Source organism: Bacteroidota bacterium (assembly GCA_016722565.1).
Classification (GTDB): domain Bacteria; phylum Bacteroidota; class Bacteroidia; order 2-12-FULL-35-15; family 2-12-FULL-35-15; genus 2-12-FULL-35-15.
This window is the reverse complement of the sequence record JADKIU010000001.1, coordinates 684,158-703,959: the sequence shown is the minus strand read 5'-3', so window position 1 is coordinate 703,959 and position 19,802 is coordinate 684,158. Positions and strand designations below refer to the sequence as shown.

The following is a 19,802-nucleotide window of genomic DNA, read 5'->3' as shown; positions in this document are numbered from 1 at the left end:
AAAATCTGATTAGAATGCTAAAATACTAAATAATGAAAGCAATAACAAGGGATAAGGCCTAATTTTGCTAATTTTATTATGCCAAAACAACAATATTATTAGTTAATTTGTTGTGGCATAATGCCCATTGTACAACGTATTTTTAACCCTAATATTATGATTTCCATACATTCATTTACATTTAATCCAATTCAGGAAAACATGTACCTTCTTTGGGACGAAACCAAGGACTGTATTATCATTGACCCGGGTTGTTATGACGATTCAGAAAGAGCCCTTTTGGCTAAATTTATAGCTGATAATCAGTTAAATCCGGTAAAATTGCTCAATACACATTGTCATTTAGACCATATTTTCGGAAACCGATTTGTAGCCGAAACCTACAATTTAAAGCTGGAAATGAACAAAAATGACCAACGAATTTTGGATGCTTTTCAGATGACGTGTGATCTGTATGGAATGAATTGTGACCCTTCACCTCAGCCTTCGGTATTTTTGGAAGAAGGAGATATTATCAAATTCGGTAAGTCCCAATTAGAGATTTTATTTACACCCGGACATTCACCCGGTAGCATCACCTTTTACAATCGTGATGAAAAATTTATGATTGCAGGTGATGTATTATTTTATGGAAGCATTGGAAGAACAGACCTTCCGGGAGGAAGTCATGAAACATTGATTACAAATATTAAAACAAAATTATTTCCTTTGGGCGATGATTTTAAAGTGTATAGTGGTCATGGACCAGTTACAACAATTGGTTTTGAGAAAAAGCATAATCCATTTCTTACGTAAAATGGAACGCAGATGACGCTGATATAGGAGATTAAAACGGATTATTTTATTTTTTCTGTATGTATGATTTATGCAGGATTTATTCCCCTCTAAAGAGGGGTTAGGGGTGTGTAAAAATGTCAATCGAAAAACTCAAATGAAACTCAAACTCGGAAAATACAAACATTACAAAGGCAAGGAATACGAAGTGATTGGACTTGCCCGTCATAGCGAAACGCTAGAAGAATTAGTCGTTTACAAAGCGTTGTATCAGAAAGAAGGAGAAAATTTATGGGTGCGACCTTTGAAAATGTTTATTGAAGAAGTGGAAATAGAAGGAAAAAAAATGCCCAGGTTTGAATTTTTGGGCGAAGACTAATCTATTTCTGAGCGTCATTGCGAGAGAAGCGAAGCAATCTCACCTATTCCTTCACAACTTTTCTAATCCCAACAATTTCATTCTCACTCATCACTTTCACAAAATATAAACCATTGGCTTGGTTTGATAATTCAATTGAATTTTCTTGATTTGCAATTTCCTCTTTGTAAACCAAAGAACCCAAACTATTATACACTTCTATACTTGCATTCTTTATTTGTGATGCAAAAGAAATATTAAATGTTCCATTGTTTGGATTTGGGTAGATTGAGATATCGTTTGAATTTGTTGCTTCGTTTATTCCTGTTGGGGGTTGACTTAATTTTTGAACAAAAAAATCAGTGTTTCCAGCTGAGGTTAAATAAACTATTCCTGTACCTGAATCAAAGTCTGCCATCCCATAAAAATATCCTGTTGTAAATACATTGTCTGATAAGTCTATAGCAATAGAGTACCCACGAGTAAATCCAGAAGCGCCACCCATATTTACTGCCCATACAAAATTTCCAGAAGCATCTAATTTTGATATGAACAGATCGTCACTTTCTGCAGTTAAACTATCGGTTCCTGAACCTGGATTAAAATCTACAGTTCCATGAAAATAACCTGTTGTGTATACATTACTCATTAAATCTAAAGCAATTGAATATCCATAAACATAATATGCAAATCCCGCTCCGCCAATGTTTTTTACCCATACAAAATTTCCCGTAGAATCTAATTTTAATATGAACGCGTCTCCACTACTCACAGATGTTAAATTTACAACTCCTGCCCCAGGATCAAAATCTATTGTTCCTCCAAATTGCCCAGTAGAATATATATTTCCCATTGCATCAGATGCAATTGACCACCCAACAGAATATGGAGATCCAGACCCTTGCATTGTTTTTACCCAAATAAAATTGCCCGAAGTATTTAGTTTTAAAATGAACATGTTGTTTTGAGATCCAACAGAACTTAAATCAAATGAGCCTGCATCTGTATCAAAATCAACTGTTCCAGAAAAGCAACCTACTGCGTAAAGATTTCCTATAGAATCTATAGTAATGCAAGTTCCATTTTCAAAAGTCCCAACAGTCCCAGTCAGTTGTTTTGCCCAAAGAAAATTTCCAAAACTATCTACTTTCGAAATAAATATATTATTATAAAAACTCACAGTGGTTAAATCAAACACTCCTGCACCAGGGTCAAAATCGACTGTTCCAGAAAAATCACCGATCGTATAAACATTTCCTGAAAAATCGGTTCTAATAGAGGTGCCTATCCCGCTTGACCCATAAGTCGCAACCATTTGTTTTCCCCAAATAAAATTACCAAAAACATCCAATTTTAAAATGAACACATCGTTTGCACTTGTAGAGTCTGCCCATAAATTATATATACCTATTCCAGGATCAAAATCGACTGTTCCATTAAAATTACCTGTAATAAATATATTACCATTTATATCAATAGTAATGGATTGTGCATTGATATTACCTGTTCCTACCAATTGTTTTGCCCAAAGAAAATCTCCAAAAGCGTTTAATTTCAAAATAAATACATCTCCTGTAGAAGAAAAGCTGGAGGTGGACGTGGATGTTAAAGTAAATACACCTACACCTGGATCAAAATCAATTGTTCCTTGAAAGTTGCCTGTTGTATATACATTTCCAACTGAATCTGTTATTATAGATCTTCCTGAATCAAAATCTGCCCCTCCCACACCTTTCGCCCATTCAAAATTTGGTTCTTGTGCATATGTAAAATTTAAGCACACAACATAATTCACAAATAATATTATTTTTTTCATTGATGGAGTATAATTACTAATACCCTATAAAGTTAGACATTAAGCATTTCCATGTCAAATCATAATTGCCCAATTATATACATGTCTAAGCGTATGAAAATAGAAAAAACAGCTCGGTTTTGTTTAAACAAAAGTAGAATTAAGCATGATAAATAACATTAAATAAAAAATGCCCGAGTGTTGTACTCGGGCATTTTCATAGTAGTTTTTCTTATTTAATTATTTCACAATGGTCACATGTCCGATATATTGACGGTCGTTACCTTTACCATCTTTCGTATTTATTTTCCATACATAGGTATCCATTTGAGCAATTTTTTCTCCACCGTTTGCTTTTCCATCCCAACCTTTATTGATATCGGTTGTTTTGAAAATCATATTTCCCCAACGATCGAAAATTTGCATTTCAAAGTTGTCAGGATCAAGTCCGACACCTTTTGGAATAAATGTTTGATTCAATCCATCGTTGTTGTTTGGAGTAAATGCATTCGGTACATAAATCGCATATTCCGGAATTACATAAATCGTATTGTAAGCGGTATCGGTACAACCATAGCTATTGGTTACTACTAACTCAATAATGTAGCTTCCGGTATCACTGTAGGAATAAGCAGTGTTTTGAAGTGTATCCGTGTAAATTCCATTCGGACTATCAAAATCCCAAGCCCATGCTACAGCTCCGGTAGACAAATCTGTTACCGTTACTTCAGGAGTTGTTTGCGTGATTTCAGCAGGAGATGTTGAGAACGCTGCTGTTGGAGCAGGATACACATCGATATAACTAGTACTAGTAATACTTGACGTACAACCCAATGCCGTAGTAACCGTTAAAGTAACATCAAAAGTACCGGCAGTAGGATATGTATGCGTTACAGGCTCGCCCGATTGATCCGGACTACCATCTCCAAAATTCCAAGAGTAGTTCGTTCCGATATCACTCATACCATTAAATGTAGTTGTGAATTCTGCACAACCTGCTGTATCTGTAACAAACATGGATATGTTCGCCAATGGATTCACAGTAACGGTTGCTGTATCAAAAGCACTGTATGAAGGAAGTGTACATCCGTCATCCACATAAACAATGTAGTTCGTTGTTACAAGTGGCGTTGCAATAGGATTCGCAATTGAGTCATCACTCAATCCAGTTGGAGGAATCCAAGCGAAAGAGTATGGTCCGCCATTACCACCAACAGCTGTTGCAGAAATACCTACCGAGCTTCCAGCACAAACAGATACATCTGTTGCAGTAACTACAATTGGTGGATTTACAAACAAGGTGATGGTTTGAACAGGAGAAATACATCCGTTAAAGTCTGTTGCAAAAACATCATAATAAGATGTTACAGTAGGACTCACGGTATTTGGTCCTGCACCAGAAACGGTTGAAGGTAACCAAGTGTAAGTATATGTTGGAGTTCCACCATAACCAGCACCGTAAATCATTGCACTTTCTCCAATACAAATTGTATCCGTTGGACTCACAATAATGTTTAAAGGAGTAGGCTCAGGAACAATAATAGAACCTGTAACGGTACAACCATTATTATCTGTTACGGTTACCGAATAGAAACCTGCTGTTAAAGCACTTGCTGTTGGTGTTGTTTGAGCACCAATACCTGTCCACAGATAAGAATATAAAGGTGTTCCACCTGCAGGAACAACCGTTGCGGTTCCATTAGAAGCTCCATTACAAGAAGGTTCAGAATAAGAAATACTACCAATTGTTGGTCCGAAAATATCAGACAATACAACCGCTGTTGTTGCAGTACAACCATTTAAATCCGTTACAACAACATTATAAATACCAGCCGGCAAAGCTGTAGCAATTGCTGTTGTTTGATTCAATGGATCATCCCACAAGTAAGTGAATCCCGGAGTTCCACCAGAAGGAGAAACCGATACAAATCCGTTCGCATTTCCACAAGTACTTGAATTGGTAATTGTAGAAAGTGTGATTGCACCCGGCTCAGAAATAGTAATCGATAATGGAGTTGAGCATCCATTTTGATCGGTAACTGTAACTGTATATCCACCAGCTACTAATCCTGTTACAGATGGGCCTGAACCAACGTTTGGAGTCCAAGAATACGTATATCCCGGAGTTCCTCCGCCTGCAGCAATTGTGATTGCTCCATTATTACCACCATTACAGCTTACATTTGTTGAACTAACCAATGTATTTGTAAGAGCAGTTGGACCAGTAATCATAGTGCTGCTTGTACTCGTACAACCATTTGCATCCGTAACCGTAACTGTGTATCCTTGTGCACACAATCCTGTTGCAGTAGCTGTTGTTTGCGTTGCAAAGTCATTCCATAAATACGTATAAGGAGCTGTTCCACCACCTGTTCCAACAGTTGATGTTCCGTTACAAGTTAAGTAACAGCTCACATTCGAAGAAGTAAGGATTCCGGAAACCAATGTTCCAGGTTCATTAATTGTTACAGAAGCTGTTCCGATACAACCAACAGAATCTGTAACGGTAACGGAATAAATACCACCAGATAAACTGTTGATGAAAGCTGTTGTTTGACCTGTTGGAAGCCATAAGATATCATAAGGGATGATACCACCGGTAACCACTGCCTGAGCACTTCCGTTTGCCGCTCCGTTACATAAAACATTGGAGCTTGTTGGTATTGTAACAACAGGAGCTGCATTATCATTTACGTTTGCAACACCGGTTACCATACAACCTTGAGCATCTGTAATTGAAATAGAATAAACTCCGGCACTGATGCTACTTGCACAACTTGTTGTTTGAGCAGCAGGGTCGTTCCACAAATAATTGAAAGGAGGAACACCACCTGTAATAGTAGCACATGCAGAACCATTTGCAACACCACAATTTGAATTTGTAGCTGTTGTTGAAACAGCAAGTAATGTTGGTTCTGTAATGGTTGCTATTGCATATGCGGTACAACCATTTGCATCTGTTACCGTTAAATTTTGAACACCTGCACAAACGTTAATAATAGAAGGTGTTGTCGCAAACGAAGGATTCCATTGGAATGCATAAGGACCTGTTCCACCTGTATAAACAGCTGTTGCCGAACCATCACAAGCTCCGAAGCAAGTAACATTGGTGCTGGTTATTGATGCTACCAATGCATTTGGTTCTGTAATCGTTACCGATGTTCCAACAGTACAACCATTTGCATCTGTAGCAGTAACCGTATAGGTTCCTGCACAAAGGTTATTTACAGAAGCACCTGCTATTCCACCCGGCATCCAGTTGTATGCGTATGGTGTAGAACCTCCCACAATCGCAACAGAAGCAAATCCATCACAAGCATTGAAGCAAGAGTTGTTTCCAACTGATGTTACTGTCATTGTCATAGAAGCCGGACTTGTAACAGTAGTCGTAGCAGTAGTCGTACAACCGCCTGCATCTGTTACAGTAACGGTATATGTTCCAGCACACAATCCTGTTGCTGTTTGTGTTGTTTGTGCACTAATATCACTCCAAGCGTAGGTAAACGGACCTGTTCCTGTAACAGCAGTTGCTGTTGCCGTTCCGTTACACAATCCGCTACAGCTCACATTTGTTGAGCTGGCAGTCACACTAAATGCAACCGGATCAATTAAAGTATAAGGTGTAAACACCATACATCCGTTTGCATCTGTTACTTGTAAAGTATATGTTCCGGCACAAGCTCCTAAAACGAAAGGAGTTGTTATTCCACCCGGACTCCATGAATATGTATATGGAGCAGTTCCACCGGTAGGTGTTCCTGTCATTGTACCATTACAAGCACCAAAACATGAAGGATTTGTTCCTGTCATATTTGTGCTCATGAAGGTAGGTTCAGTAATCGTTACAGAAGTAGACGCTATACATCCGTTCACATCTGTAGCTGTTAATGTATAGGTACCGGCAACTAAATTGGTAGCTGTTGGTAATGTTTGTCCGTTACTCCATAAGAATGTAAATGGAATAACACCTCCACTCACTGTTACAGTTGCACTACCATCATTGTTTCCAAAACAGGAAACGTTGTTTGATGCAAATACAGTAGCAACAGGTCCAAGTAAATTACCAATTGTTACAGAAAGATTCTGAGCACATCCATTTGCATCCGTTACTGTTACCACATAGGTATTAGAAGATAAATTGGTAGCGGTTGTTGTTGTTTGTGCAGCAGGATCACTCCATAAATAAGTGTACGGACCGGATCCACCAGTTACCGATACAGTTGCGCTACCATTCGCTAAATTACATGTTGCATCTACTTGTGTAGAAGTTAATGTCATACCGGTTGGTTCTGTAATTGTAACAGAAGCAGATTTCGCACATCCATTTGCATCTGTGAAAAGACAAGTATAAGTTCCTGCCGGTACACCAGTGATTGTTTGTGTGGTGTAACTTCCGGGAGTCCATAGATAGGTATACCCCGGTGTTCCACCTGCAGGATTAATTGTTGCAATTCCATCAGAACCACCGAAACAAGAAACATTCGTAGTTGTAAATGTTTGAGATAAAACAGTTGGTTCAGTAATTACAACAGCGGCTGTTGAAATACATCCGTTACCATCTGACACTGTAACCGTATAACTGCCCGGTGATAAAGAAACAGCAGTTACTGTTGTTTGAGATCCTGGTGACCAAGAATAGGTATATGGAGGTGTTGCACCAGCACCCATTGAAACAGTTGCTGTTCCATCATTTGCAGCAGCACAAGTTACATTTGTACTGGATGAAATAGTAGCAACTCCACCTGGATTAGAACCAACGTTTACAACAACACTTTGTGTACAACCATTTAAATCTGTTACCAGTACAGTATAATTTCCTGCTGATACACCACTATAAGTGGACGTTGCAGAACCAGCACCTGGTGACCATGAATAAGAATATGCAGGAGTACCACCAGCTACAGCAACCGAAGCAGAACCATTAGACGCTGTACATGTCGCGGCAACGGAAGCCGGAGTTAAAGCAAGAGCAGCAGGTTGTGTAATAATTATCGAAACTGTGCTTGTACAATTGTTTGCATCTCGAACAGTAACAGTATGTGTACCCGCAGTCAATCCAGTAAATATTGGACTACCAACAAAAGGACCTAAATCAAGAGAATAGGTATAAGGAGCTGTTCCACCAGCAGCAGCAACTGTTGCACCACCTGTAGCACCTGCAAAACAAAGCACATTTGTTTGACTCACCAACACCCCTGATAAAACAGCTGGTTGGGTGATCGTTACAGGAACAGTAATGGTACAACCATTTGCATCTCTAGCAATAATAGCATAGGTACCTTGAGATAAGCCTGTGAACGTTCCTGTTGCACCAAATGGTCCACCATTGAATGAATAACTATATGGTGCTAATGAACCAGAAGCAGTAACTGCAACACTTCCGTTTGTTCCACCATTACAGCTAACATTTGTTTGAGCTGTAATAGAAGCTACTAATCCACTTAAGTCTGTAATGGTAACAGTAGTCGTAAACTGACAACCATTTGCATCTTGAACAGTTACGTTATAAGTATTTGCAACCAAACCTGTATAAGATGTTGTTGCCGCTAATGAACTTCCATTCACTGAGTAAGTGTATGGTCCAGTACCACCTGTTACAGTACCAATTGTAATAGTACCATTCGCACCTCCGCAAGTTGTATTCACTTGTGTTGTTGCCAATGCAGTTGGACCAGCAACATTCAGAACAGCAGGGTTAACAGTAAACTGGCAACCATTGGCATCCTGAACAATCACAGGATATGATCCTGCTGCTAATCCTGTATAACTTGTTGTAGCTGTAAAACCACCACCATTAAATGAATAAGTATATGGAGGCGTTCCACCAGTTGTTACACCAATATTCACCGCACCATTACTTAATCCGCAAGAAGAAGGATTTGTAGATGTTGCTTGTGCTGTTGGACCAGTTATGTTTGTAATGCTTGCAACAGTTGAAAAGGTACAACCGTTAGCATCGCTTACAACAATTGTGTATGAACCAGATGCAAGACTTGTATAACTAGTTGTAGCAGTAAAAGCACTTCCACCAAATGAATACGTGTATGCTGGAATACCACCAGTTACAGCGCCCAATGCAACTGAACCATTATTCACGCCACAGGTAGCATTTGTTGCAGTTGTAGCAATTGCGGTAGGACCACCTGTATTTGTTAAGGTAGCAGTTGTAGAGAATGTACAACCATTCGCATCTCTAACAATTACTGTATAGGTTCCAGCAACTAAAGATGTGTAGTTGGTAGTCCCAGAAAATGCACTTGCATTCACAGAATACGTATACGGTAGAGTTCCACCAGTAACTGCACCAACGGTGATTGTTCCGTTAGCTCCACCACAAGTAGTATTCGTAGAAGAAACAAGAACTGAAGTTGGACCGCCAATATTAGAAATCGTAACGGTTGTTGTGAACGTACAACCACCAGCATCTCTCACAATAAGCGTGTAGGTTCCAGGAGCAAGACCTGTATAATTAGTTGTTGTTGTGAATGCACTTCCGTTAAATGAATAAGACAACGGCAATACCCCACCGGTTGTAGCACCTATGGTTACAGTACCATTATTATTACCGCAAGTTGCATCCGTAAAGGTAGCTGCCAAAGCAGTTGGTCCGCTTGCATTACTGATTGTTGCAGATGTAGTGAACGAACATCCATTAGCATCCTGAACTACTACTGTATATAAGTTAGCAGGTAATCCTGTATAAGATGTAGTTGTTGTGAATGCACTTCCATTAAATGAATAAGTATAAGGAGCTGTACCTCCGGTTGTCGCACCGATTGTAACAGATCCAGTGCTTGATCCACAAGAAGCATTCGTAGTTGTAGTTGCCAATGCTGTAGGACCAGCAACGTTTGTAAGAACAGCATTCGTGCTGAAAGTACAACCATTTGCATCCTGAACTACTACGGCATAAGTACCTGGAGTCAAACTTGTAAATGAAGAAGTAGATGAGAATCCACCTCCTCCAAAAGAGTATAAGTAACTGGAGTACCACCTGTAGTAGCACCTAAAGTAACAGTACCATTGCTGGTTCCGCAAGTAGGATTTGTTGAAGTCACCGCCAAGGCAGTTGGGCCAGGAGAATTGGTCAATGTAACTGTTGTACTAAATGTACATCCATTTGCATCTCTAACTACTAATGCATAAGTACCTGCAGCTAAACCGGTATAGCTGGTCGTTGCAGTAAACGCACTTCCGTTAAATGAATAGGTGTATGCAGAAGTACCACCTGTTACAGCACCCAACACAACAGAGCCATTACTTGCTGAACATGTTGTATTTGTAATTGTTGTAGCAATTGCTGTTGGTCCAGCAATATTAGTAATGATAACACTTGTAGAATAAGTACAACCGTTTGCATCTCTAACAACACAAGTGTAAGTTCCGGGACCAAATCCTGTATATGCAGTTGTTGCTGTGAATGGACTTCCATTTACAGAGTAGGTATAAGGAGTTGTTCCGCCAGATACAGCACCCAATGTAATCGTACCATTGCTATTTCCACAAGTTGCATTTGCACTTGTCACAACCATTGCAGTTGGACCAGCAACGTTACTTACAGTAGCTGTTGTTGTAAACTGACATCCATTAGCATCTCTTACAATTACAGTGTATGTTCCTGCAGCCAATCCAGTGTAGCTGGTTGTACTTGTGAAAGCACTTGCATTCACAGAATAAGAATATGGAGCTAAACCACCGGTTGTAGCACCGATAGTAAGCGTACCGTTACTTGATGCACACGTAGCGTTTGTTGTAGTTACAACAAGAGCTGTTGGTCCAGAAGAGTTTGCAACAACAACAGTTGTTGTGAACTGACATCCGTTAGCATCACGAACGATTACCGTATATGTATTTGCAGCAAAACCAGTATAAGTAGTTGTTGCTGTAAATGGACTACCATTCACAGAGTATGTATATGGAGCTGTACCACCTGTAGTAGCACCCACCGTAATTGTCCCTGTGCTTGCACCACAAGCAGTATTTGTGCTCGTTACTCCAAGAGCTACTGGTCCAGGCGTGTTACTAACTGTTGCTGTAATTGTGAATGAACAACCGTTGGCATCTTGAACAACGACATTGTAAGTTCCAGCAGCTACTCCTGGATAACTTGTAGTAGGTGAGAATCCCCCACCGTTGAATGCGTATGTATATGGAGCAACGCCACCAGTAACTGCACCAATATTTACAGTACCATTTGCATTCCCACAAGTTGAATTAATTGTTGTTGCAACTAGTCCAACGGGTCCAGTTGTAAGTCCTACAGATGCAAGAGTAGAGAATGTACATCCATTTGCATCTCTCACAACTACTGTATAAGTACCTGGAGCTACTCCTGTATAGTTTGTTGTTGGAGTGAAAGCACTACCATTGAAAGAATAAACATACGTAGCTGTTCCACCGGTAACAGCACCAATGTTTACAATACCGTTACTACCTGCACATGTTGAGTTAGTAGTTGTTACAGCCAACGCTGTTGGTCCAGGAGAATTAACAACTGTAACTGTTGTAGAGAAAGTACAACCGTTTGCATCTCTTACAATAACGGTATATGTTCCTGCACCATAACCGGTATGACTTGTTGTTGCGGCAAAAGGATTTCCGTTAACAGAATAAGTAAATACAGGAGTACCACCCGTTACTGCACCAATATTGATAACACCATTGTTATTACCACAAGTAGAGTTAACGGTAGTAAGAGCAACAGCTGTAGGTCCAGGTGAGTTGATTACGTTTGCGGTTGTACTGAATGTACATCCATTTGCATCTCGAACCACAACAGTATAAGTACCTGCAATTAAACCTGTGTAAGAAGTTGTTGGAGTAAACGCACTCGCATTCACCGAATAGGTATATGCAGCTGTTCCACCGGTCACAGCACCAATTGTGAGCGTTCCGTTTGAGGCACCACAAGTAGAGTTTACAGTGGTTACCGCTACAGCACTTGGTCCTGCGTTGTTACCAACCGTTACGGATGTAGTAAATGTACATCCATTAATATCTCTAACCACCACCGAATAAACACCCGAAGCCAAAGCTGTATAAGATGTAGTTGAAGTAAATGCACTTCCATTAAATGAATACGTATAAGGAGCCGCTCCACCAGTAACAGCACCTAATGTTGCTGTACCAGTTGACAATCCACAACTTGCATTGGTTGAAGAAACAACCAATGCTGTTGGTCCTGCTAAATTGGTAATCGTTGCAGAAGTTGTAAACGTACAACCATTTACATCTCTAACAACAACAGTGTATGTTCCCGCTGCAAAACCAGTTACGGTTGTAGTACCTGAAAAAGGACCACCATTTACTGAATACGTATATACTGGTGTACCGCCAGTTACAGCACCCATAATGATTGAACCATTGCTTGCACCACAACTAGCATTTACTACTGTTGTTGCAAATGCTGTTGGTCCGGCTGTGTTTGCAATTGTTGCAGATGTTGTAAACGTACAACCATTCGCATCTCTTACAATAACAGTATATGTTCCCACTCCAAATCCTGTATAACTTGTTGTTGTTGTAAACGCACTGCCATTTACAGAATAAGTATATGGAATCGATCCACCGGTTACGATACCAATATTAATTGTTCCATTCGTATTTCCACAAGTTGCGTTAACAGTAGAAACAGCTAATGCTGTAGGACCTGGAGTATTAACAATGGTAGCTGTAGTACTATAGGTACAACCATTTACGTCTCGAACAATTACGGTATACGTTCCTGCTGCAAAACTTGCATAACTTGTTGCGCCAGTAAAAGCACTTCCGTTTACAGAGTATGTATAAGGAGCGGTTCCCCCGGTAGTTGTACCAATATTAATAATACCATTGCTTAAACCACAAGTGGAGTTAAGTGTTGTAACGCCCAAAGCAGTTGGGCCAGGAGAATTTCCAATTGTAATCGTTGTCGTAAATGTACAACCATTCACATCTCGAACAACTACAGGATATGTTCCTGCTGCAAATCCCGGATAAGCAATTGTTGTGGTAAACGGACTACCATTTACGGAATATGTATAAGGACCAGTTCCGCCAGTTGCTAAACCAATATTAATAACACCATTACTCAATCCACAGGTAGCATTAACCGCTGTAACACCTAATGCTGTTGGATTTGAATACACTGTTACGGTTGAGGTAGTAGTAGAAGTACAACCACCTGTTGCAGTTACAACATGTGTAATTGTATAGGTTCCCGGTAGCGTATACGTGATGCCTGTAGGACTCACCAATGTGGAAGTATTTACAACTGCCCCACCAAAATTCCAGGTTTGACTATACCCTGCTCCACTCGATCCGGTGCTTGTAAAGTTAAACGTGTTTCCGGTTAAACATTGATTAGCGGATTGTGTATACGTTGAAGTTGGGTTCGGATTAATTGTAATTGTATATGTTAACGGAGGGCCAGTACATACTCCAATTGTTGGAGTCACAGTAATGGTTCCGGTAATTGGAGTTGCTGTAATATTTGTACCAACAAATGCCGGAACGTTTCCTGTTCCACCGGCAGCAAGACCAATTGCTGTATTGGAGTTCGTCCAAGAGAATGTTCCCCCAGCCGGAGTAGTAGCAAAAGCTGATGCTGGAATTGTTGCTCCGGAACAAACAGTAATATTTGTAATTGGGTTAACAATAGGGTTTGGATTCACGGTAATGGTGAATGTCAATGGGGTTCCCGGACAAGGATTCCCGGCTATAGTAGGTGTTACTGTTATTGTAGATGTGATGGGCGAACTGGTTGCATTGGTTGCAGTAAACGTTGGCAAACCACCGGTACCACTGGCGACAAGACCAATAGCCGTATTGGAGTTCGTCCAAGTATACGTTGCTCCTACAGGAGTACTCGCAAAAGTATTCGCGGGGACGGCTGTTCCAGAACAATAAGTTAGGTTAGGTTCGGGATTAACAACCGGACTCGGTTGTACAAGCACGACAAGTGGAAAAGACAAAGGCGCAAAACATGCATTAACCGGTGTTCCGGTAACGGTATAAGTAGTTGTAGTAGCCGGACTAGCAGAAACGGTTGCACCGGTTGTAGGTGTCAAACCAGCTGTTGGAGCCCAAGACCAGTTGTAACTTGCAATGTTTGGACCTGCAACACCAATAGTAGCAGGTACACCTTGACAAATTCTAGCAGTATCAGTATAAGGAGTACAAGCAGCAGGCGGAGCAGTTGCAGAACCCGGATAGGTCAAATAAGTAGTATTGGCAACCGCATTTGTTGCTGCTAAGTCATCAAGAATAACAACAAATTTAAATGTTTCGGTTGCTCCCGGAGCTAAGTTTGTAATTCGGTAAGCTAAAGCAATTGCAATATCTGCAAACATACTAGAACCAACGGTTTGCGTAAAACCCACACCATTCCACAAATCAGAAGCATCTCTATTGGAAAAACCACCATACGATGCTCTCCAATTAGCCCCTGTTGCAGCCAAACCTACATATGACATCGGTTGAGCTGCAGGAACAACAGAAGTAGCTTTTACGTGAGCAGTGTTACATAAACCACTGAATGGCTGAGCAACAATGGTATTTGTTGTAGTAAAGTCAAAACTAATAGGCTCATTGTTATCAGGGTCAAAGTTTCTGTAATAATACAAAGTAGGGATTGTCGCTCCTGTATTATTGGTAATGGATACTGTTGTGGTATAAAAAAGATCATTTTGCTTTAAAAGATAATTGATTTTAAAATGCAAGTTTGTTCCAGACGTCAAATCTCCATCCCAAGTAGAAGAGTAACATGTAAAAGTATTTGTAGAACTTGTTATCGATCCATTGATTTGTTGCAAAAAAGAACAATTGTTTCCATAATTAATCCCTGAAGGAAGCTCAATCCCCCATCCATTTTCAGGACTCCCTGGTGTAAAAAAGTCACCATCAAAAGTAGCCCAAGCATTTACTTGCGGATTAGATACGAATCCAAAATAAGGATTTCCCCCTGAACGAAAGTGATAACCCAAAGGAGGAGGCGATGTAGTAGTTGGAGCCCCTTCGAATCCACCGATGCCCGAAATTCCGAGTTCAACACTCGTTCCTTTGATGTAGGAATCAGGACCGACCATTACGGACTGGGCATTCAATAAAAGTGTTTGTAATAAAAGTGCCACAAAAAAGGCAGAACGAAGGAGTAATTTTTTAATCATTTGAGAGCTGGGGTAAGTAAAAAGTTTCCTTTTTCGAATCTAGTTATATCAAATATATCTGATATTTGATATAATACGACACTATTTTAACAAAGAAGGTTGCATAGATTTTAACTTTTGTTAACAAGTTATCTCCAGCAAACGAGCAACTCAACACAAAACACTCATAATCAACTATTTAAATTAAAATGATTCTATTTTAGGTTATTCATTTTTTCATAAAAAAAGCTCTGATATTTCTATCAGAGCTTTTAAAATCTATCATCATATTCCTCTATTTGATCATATCAAAACCGCAATATGGAACTAACACTTTCGGAATTCTAATTCCTTCAGCCGTTTGATTATTTTCTAACATGGTTGCAACAATTCTTGGTAATGCCAATGCACTTCCATTTAATGTATGAGCCAATACAGGTTTTGCATCTCCATCTTTGAAACGTAATTTCAAGCGGTTACTTTGGAAGGTTTCGAAATTGGAAACAGAACTTACCTCCAGCCATTTTTGCTGCGCTGTAGAGTATGTTTCGAAATCGTAGGTTAATGCAGAAGCAAAACTCATATCACCTCCACACAATTTTAATATTCTGAACGGCAATTCTAATTCACGCAATAATCCGGCAACATAATTTCGCATATCTTCTAATGTTTCATAGGACTTATCGGGATGTGCAATTTGTACAATTTCTACTTTATCAAATTGGTGCAAACGATTTAATCCGCGCACGTGTGCTCCATAACTACCAGCTTCTCTTCGGAAACAAGGAGTATAACCACAATTTTTAATTGGCAATTGTTCCGCTTTTAAAATCACATCACGGTAAATATTTGTGATAGGTACTTCAGCGGTTGGAATTAAATATAAATCATCAATTCCAGCATGATACATTTGTCCTTCTTTATCCGGAAGTTGTCCGGTTGCATACCCCGAAGCAGCGTTCACTAAAATAGGCGGTTGCACCTCTAAATATCCAGCAGCAGTTGCTCGATCAAGAAAGAAATTGATTAGTGCACGTTGTAAACGCGCTCCTTTCCCTTTATAAACAGGGAATCCGGCACCCGTTAATTTAACACCCAATTCAAAATCAATCAAATCATATTTTGTAGTCAGTTCCCAGTGTGGTTTTGCGCCATCATACAATTTCGGAATTTCCCCTTCCTGATATACGTTTTCGTTATCCTCAGGTGTTTTTCCTTTTGGAACTTTTGTACTAGGTGCATTTGGAACTTGCACCAATAAATCGTGTTGTTCTTTTTCGATGAGTGCTAATTGTTCTTCTAATTTTTTAGAATTTTCTTTTAGCTGAGCACTCTTACTTTTTAAATCATCGCCTTCCGCTTTTTTTCCTTGTTTGTATAAATCACCAACTTGTTTAGCAAGTACGTTTGCTTCATTTAAAATAGCATCCAATTCATTTTGAATTTTTTTGCGTTTCACATCCATTTCCAAAACATTTTCCAGAATGGCTTTTGCATCAAAATTTTTGATTGCTAAACGAGCAATTGCTTCGTCTTTATTTTCGCGGATATAATTAAGTTGTAACATAAATTCGTTGTTGGTTAATAGTTGTTGGTTATTGGTATCATTACATAAAAAAATCTCCTAAACTTCGAATGAAGCCCAGGAGATTTTTATGAAATATATTTCCTTCTTATGCTTCAGTAGAGAATGGAACAACCGAAACAAACGATCTTTCATCGCGTTTCTTTTTAAATTGTACTGTTCCATCAACCAATGCAAATAAAGTATGGTCTTTACCAATACCCACGTTTTCACCCGGGTTATGCTTAGTACCTCTTTGGCGAACAATAATGTTACCAGCGATAGCTAATTGACCACCAAAAATCTTAACGCCAAGGCGTTTGCTGTGTGACTCACGACCGTTCTTAGAACTACCCGCACCTTTTTTATGTGCCATTTTATTATAAAATTATAAGTTAAAACTTAAAAGTTAAAAGGTTTTGAGGCCAGCTAACTTTTTCTAATTGTCTATTATTTTGCTGCCTTTTTTGCTGCTTTTTTAGGAGCTGCTTTTTTTGCTGGAGCTGCTTCTTTTTTTGCTGCCGCTTTTTTAGGAGCTGCCTTTTTAGCTTTCACTTCTGCTACAGGAGCTTCTGCTTTAGGTGCTTTTTTCTCAACCTTAATCTCATCTTTCAACGTTTCGCCTTTACCTAAAATTCCTTGAACAAGGATTTGAGTTAATTGCTGACGGTGACCATTTGATTTTTGGTAACCTTTTCTGCGTTTCTTTTTAAATACGATGACTTTGTCACCTTTCAGATGGGAAAGTACTGTTGCAGCTACTTTTGCACCATCAATTGAAGGAGTTCCGATTTGAACTTTTCCGCCATTGTCAACCAACAATACTTTGTCGAATTCAACTTTAGCCCCTTCGTTAGCATCTAGGCGGTGAACGTATACTTTGTTTCCACGTTCCACTTTAAATTGTTGCCCGGCTATTTCTACAATTGCGTACATTTTTTAGGGTTTTATTTGTTTATAATTCCAAGACATTTTTTTCTTGGGGGCACGAAATTAAGAATTTATTTGAATGTGGCAAAGATTTTTGGAAAAAAAGTGCTTAAAAACAGGCAATTCCATCTTCAATAAGCAATTTTTCTGCTGTTAAGCTTCAATTCTAGGCTTTTTGTTCACCAAATAAACACCCAGCAAAATAATCACAATCCACACAAAATGAAGAACTTGAACATCTTCTCCGTCCAAAATACCCCACATCAATGCCACAATCGGGATTAAATAGGTAACGGAGGAGGCAAACAGTGCATTGGTATTCCGAATCAGAACATTGAATACCATAACAGACAAGGCTGTTCCAAATACGGCTAAAATCACTACATAACCTAAACTATTATATGCCAACGGGTTAGAGGCAAGTTTAGTGGTAAAATCCGTAAAACCAAAGAGGTAGATTCCTGCTAATGGACCAATAAACATTATCGCCCATACGGTTGCCGTCACCGAATTCACTTCATTCAAATCTTTTTTAATAATATTTACACTTAGTGCATAACAAATGGTCGCCAAGACAACATAAAAACCAAACAACATATTGTTATTCATGTCTTCAGATTTTCCTACCAGCAACAATCCAATTGCTCCTACAAAACCTATTAATATACCAACAACATTGATCCATTTTGTTTTTGATTTAAATAACATAACGCCCAGCAACAATGTGAATAGAGGAGTCAATGAATTAAGCATCCCGGTTAACGAACTAGAAATTCCAGTTTCTGCTTTTGTAAATAAAAACGCTGGAATAAAATTTCCAAGCACACCCATTCCTAAAAAACCTTTCCAATGTTTTAGCAAAGGCTTTTTAACATGTCGATAAATTAATGGGGTTAAAAAAACAAACGCAATGAATATTCGCAATGCCGCAACTTCCTCACTGGAGTATACATCCATCCCACGCTTCATAAGAATGAAAGAGCTTCCCCATGTAAGCGCCAATACAATTAAAATAATCCAATTGATAACTTTTGTGTTCACGACCACGATTTTAGTGGCGACAAAGATAGGATTAGAATCAAGATGGCATGAGTCCAATATTAAAAAAGTCTTCGACTCCGCACAGCCTGACATTTGAGTTGTCACACTGAGCGGAGTCGAAGTGTTGTTATTTGCGGAGACTATAATCCCTTCAGCTTCTCTCCTGCTCGTTTCGAATAGAACCCTTTTTCATTTGCAATTTCGGTTAGTAATCGTTTTGCATTAACTTTTTCACCAACTTTTAAATTGGCCAATGCAAGATTCCATTTTGCTTCCGGATGAAATGTATTGTTTTCTAGACTCAAAACGGCTTCCAAATTTTTTATCGTACGATCATATTTTCCAATATTATAATAGCAAACAGCGCTGTAAAAAAGTGAATTTACATCTTTCGGATTTGCTTCTAATAACAACTGAAATTCAGCTGCAGCATTCGTATATTTCCCTTTATTAAAATACCACAAGCCAGATTTTAAAATCTTATCTGCTGCAATAATTTCTTCAGTTTCTTTTTGCGCGAAATTATTTTCGCTCTCTTTATTTTCTTTATACGGTGGTGTATGCCCTTTTATTTCAAAAGGATTCGTTTGATGATTAAAATATAACGCATTGTAACTTGTCACTTTCAAATCGTAGATATAAATAATATCCGAATTATAAGTTGGCTCAACAAGCACTTCAGGAATATTAATTGAAACGGGAGTTAAATCCGGGGTAATGCTTTTTATCGGTTCTACAGGAATACTCACCTTTTCAACTATATTGATTTTTTCAACAACAGCCTGAGCGCTTAGTTTTAGTTGAGGTGTTGATTCAAATTTCTCAACTGAAAACGTTTTCTCAATCACCGGCTGAACAAATTGCTGATTATTTTCTGGCAAAATTGCTTTTTGTTTTTCAGGTTCAAACGAATTTACAAAATGATAAAACCCAAAAATAGATAACACCGAAATACAAGCAACAAAAGCTTGCACAAAGGTTAACGGATTTGCGTGCGTAGCATTTACTTTTAGATCAAGCTGGTGGTGGATGGCGTCAACCTCATCTGAACTAAAAGGAATAGCAGTAAATCCGTTAACCGCACAAGCGCACAATTCGCATGTTGAAATGTGCTGATACAATTGGGCGCGTTCCGCTTTTTCACTTGTGTTAAGTGAATACGACTGAAGCTGCTCGTATGATAAACAATGGTTGTGCATAGTAGTTGTGTTCATG

Annotated in this window: 10 protein-coding genes; 2 read left to right on the top strand and 8 right to left on the bottom strand. The window is 39.0% G+C overall.

Annotation, left to right across the window (positions count from 1 at the left end; translation table 11 throughout):
- Positions 1-156 precede the first annotated feature (156 nt).
- Both IPP64_02830 and IPP64_02825 read left to right on the top strand, forming a co-directional pair.
- Complete coding sequence (locus IPP64_02830) at positions 157-795, top strand: MBL fold metallo-hydrolase (protein ID MBL0328362.1); 639 nt, start codon at positions 157-159, stop codon at positions 793-795.
- A gap of 136 nt (positions 796-931) precedes the next feature.
- The gene (locus tag IPP64_02825) at positions 932-1,153 is read left to right on the top strand and encodes a DUF1653 domain-containing protein (protein ID MBL0328361.1); all 222 of its coding nucleotides are present in this window, start codon (positions 932-934) and stop codon (positions 1,151-1,153) included.
- A 43-nt stretch (positions 1,154-1,196) separates the two neighbouring features.
- Here IPP64_02825 and IPP64_02820 read toward each other — a convergent pair whose 3' ends face one another.
- The 8 genes from IPP64_02820 to IPP64_02785 all read right to left on the bottom strand — a co-directional run bounded on the left by IPP64_02820 (position 1,197) and on the right by IPP64_02785 (position 19,801).
- Positions 1,197-2,948 (bottom strand): SBBP repeat-containing protein, encoded by a 1,752-nt coding sequence (locus IPP64_02820; GenBank protein ID MBL0328360.1) that lies wholly within the window; start codon positions 2,946-2,948, stop codon positions 1,197-1,199.
- Between the two features lie 219 nt (positions 2,949-3,167).
- A complete protein-coding gene (locus IPP64_02815) occupies positions 3,168-9,854 on the bottom strand; it encodes a gliding motility-associated C-terminal domain-containing protein (GenBank protein ID MBL0328359.1) in 6,687 nt (2,228 codons plus the stop codon).
- Positions 9,851-15,073: a hypothetical protein gene (locus IPP64_02810; protein ID MBL0328358.1), complete on the bottom strand. Its 5,223-nt coding sequence runs from the start codon at positions 15,071-15,073 to the stop codon at positions 9,851-9,853. Before IPP64_02810 ends, IPP64_02815 begins: the two co-directional genes overlap by 4 nt.
- Before the next feature lie 274 nt (positions 15,074-15,347).
- Positions 15,348-16,619 carry a serine--tRNA ligase gene (gene serS / locus IPP64_02805; protein ID MBL0328357.1) on the bottom strand — a complete coding sequence of 424 codons (1,272 nt, stop codon included), beginning with the start codon at positions 16,617-16,619 and terminating at the stop codon, positions 15,348-15,350.
- Between the two features lie 106 nt (positions 16,620-16,725).
- Positions 16,726-16,992: a 50S ribosomal protein L27 gene (gene rpmA, locus IPP64_02800; protein ID MBL0328356.1), complete on the bottom strand. Its 267-nt coding sequence runs from the start codon at positions 16,990-16,992 to the stop codon at positions 16,726-16,728.
- Positions 16,993-17,066: 74 nt separating this feature from the next.
- Positions 17,067-17,552 carry a 50S ribosomal protein L21 gene (gene rplU / locus IPP64_02795; GenBank protein ID MBL0328355.1) on the bottom strand — a complete coding sequence of 162 codons (486 nt, stop codon included), beginning with the start codon at positions 17,550-17,552 and terminating at the stop codon, positions 17,067-17,069.
- 147 nt (positions 17,553-17,699) lie between these two features.
- The gene (locus IPP64_02790; GenBank protein ID MBL0328354.1) at positions 17,700-18,572 is read right to left on the bottom strand and encodes a DMT family transporter; all 873 of its coding nucleotides are present in this window, start codon (positions 18,570-18,572) and stop codon (positions 17,700-17,702) included.
- Between the two features lie 155 nt (positions 18,573-18,727).
- The gene (locus IPP64_02785) at positions 18,728-19,801 is read right to left on the bottom strand and encodes a hypothetical protein (GenBank protein MBL0328353.1); all 1,074 of its coding nucleotides are present in this window, start codon (positions 19,799-19,801) and stop codon (positions 18,728-18,730) included.
- Between the last annotated feature and the right edge of the window lies 1 nt (position 19,802).

Excerpts from the sequence above, each read along its gene's own strand:
- IPP64_02830 (MBL0328362.1), top strand. The coding sequence starts at position 157 with ATGATTTCCATACATTCATTTACATTTAATCCAATTCAGGAAAACATG.
- IPP64_02825 (MBL0328361.1), top strand. The coding sequence starts at position 932 with ATGAAACTCAAACTCGGAAAATACAAACATTACAAAGGCAAGGAATAC.
- IPP64_02820 (MBL0328360.1), bottom strand. The coding sequence starts at position 2,948 with ATGAAAAAAATAATATTATTTGTGAATTATGTTGTGTGCTTAAATTTT.
- IPP64_02810 (MBL0328358.1), bottom strand. The coding sequence starts at position 15,073 with ATGATTAAAAAATTACTCCTTCGTTCTGCCTTTTTTGTGGCACTTTTA.
- serS (MBL0328357.1), bottom strand. The coding sequence starts at position 16,619 with ATGTTACAACTTAATTATATCCGCGAAAATAAAGACGAAGCAATTGCT.
- rpmA (MBL0328356.1), bottom strand. The coding sequence starts at position 16,992 with ATGGCACATAAAAAAGGTGCGGGTAGTTCTAAGAACGGTCGTGAGTCA.
- rplU (MBL0328355.1), bottom strand. The coding sequence starts at position 17,552 with ATGTACGCAATTGTAGAAATAGCCGGGCAACAATTTAAAGTGGAACGT.
- IPP64_02785 (MBL0328353.1), bottom strand. The coding sequence starts at position 19,801 with ATGAACACAACTACTATGCACAACCATTGTTTATCATACGAGCAGCTT.